The organism is Microbacterium sp. Bi128, assembly GCF_918698205.1.
Genome location: NZ_CAKKMM010001201.1, coordinates 1 through 1575 on the forward strand (window position 1 = coordinate 1; position 1575 = coordinate 1575).

General features: G+C 66.2%; 2 protein-coding genes and 1 pseudogene. All 3 read right to left on the reverse strand.

Annotated elements, in window-relative coordinates; genetic code table 11:
* Positions 1-206 (reverse strand): annotated as a pseudogene (locus LQV45_RS31220) (2'-5' RNA ligase family protein); the annotation flags it as partial.
* Positions 207-210: 4 nt separating this feature from the next.
* Positions 211-1317, reverse strand: a complete 1107-nt coding sequence (trpS, locus tag LQV45_RS31225) for a tryptophan--tRNA ligase (protein ID WP_230011219.1) — start codon at positions 1315-1317, stop codon at positions 211-213.
* 17 nt (positions 1318-1334) lie between these two features.
* A partial coding sequence (locus LQV45_RS31230) for an endonuclease/exonuclease/phosphatase family protein (RefSeq protein ID WP_374208349.1) occupies positions 1335-1575 on the reverse strand: 241 nt, incomplete at its 5' end.

Genomic DNA, 1575 nt, shown 5'->3' on the forward strand with positions numbered 1-1575 from the left:
GCCCAGTCCTTGGTCATGGTGGTGGTGACCAGCGTGATGTGGGCCGGGACGACGGCGGCCATGGGATCCCCGAAGGATGCCCGCCAGCGCTGGAGCTCCTCAGCGATGTCCGCCGGGAATCTCAGGATCACACCGATGCTGATGCCTTCGCTGCGCTGTCCGTTCGACGTGGCGGCTTTCGCGGTGACTTTGCTGACGGAGGACATTGACCTAGCGGACTCCCTGGGCGCCGGCATAGGGCAGGAAACCCACCTTGGCGTAGACGTCGCGCAGGGTCACCGAGGCAATCTCCCGGGCCTTGTCCGCGCCGAGGCCCAGCAGCCGGTCCAGCTCCGCGGGATCGTCCAGCAGCTCCTTGGCCCGGTTCCGGATCGGGGTCAGGTGCTCCGTGACCACCTCGGCGAGGTCCGCCTTCAGGTGGCCGTACATCTTTCCCTCATAGGCGGTGACGAGGGCGTCGACGCTTTGCCCGGTGATCGAGGAGTAGATGGTCAGCAGGTTGGACACGCCCGGCTTCGCCTCCCGGTCGAACCGGATCTCGGTCTCCGTGTCGGTCACGGCGGACTTGATCCGCTTGGCCGTGACCTTGGGCTCGTCCAGCAGGTTGATCAGCCCTGCCGGCGACTTGGACATCTTGGCGGTGGGGTGCTGCAGATCGTAGATCTTCGCGGATTCCTTCTGGATGAAGGGCTGCGGCACTGTGAACGTCTCGCCGAAGCGGGAGTTGAACCGCTGGGCCAGGTCACGGCTGAGTTCCACGTGCTGGCGCTGGTCCTCGCCGACGGGGACACCGTGCGGCTGGTACAGCAGGATGTCGGCTGCCTGCAGGATGGGGTAGGTGAACAGCCCGACGCTGGCGTGGTCAGAACCCTGTTTGTGCGCCTTGTCCTTGAACTGGGTCATCCGGGACGCCTCGCCGAAGCCGGTGATGCAGTTCAGGACCCACGCCAGCTGGGCGTGCTCGGGCACCTGGGACTGGACGAAGAGCGTGCACTTGTCGACGTCGACGCCGCCGGCAATGTACTGCGCGGCCGTGACCCGGGTGCGGTGCGCCAGCTCGGCAGGATCCTGCGGAACGGTGATCGCGTGCAGGTCCGGGATGAAGAAGATGGCGTCGTACTCGTCCTGCATCCGGACCCAGTTCACGAGGGCGCCGAGGTAGTTGCCAAGGTGCAGGGAGTCGGCGGAGGGCTGCATGCCGGAGAGGATGCGGTGCCGGGCCGCGGTGGCCGCAGAGGCGTCCTTCGCGGTGGCAGTCTGAGCGTCGGGGGCGGCGCCGTTCTGGGTCACAGTGGTCGCAGTTGAAGTGGTGGTCATTCGTGGAAGCCTTAAGACTAGAGCCGGTAGTCCACTACCAGCGGGGCGTGGTCGGAGAAGCGTGTGTCCCAGGACGCTGCCCGGTCAACAACGGCTGACACTGCGGCAGCAGCGAGAGCGGGCGTGGCCATGTGGTAATCGATGCGCCAGCCGGTGTCGTTGTCGAAGGCCTGGCCCCGTTGCGACCACCAAGTGTAGGGGCCGTCGACGTTACCCGCCAGGCCCCTGTGAACATCCTTCCAGCCGATTTCCTCGCCG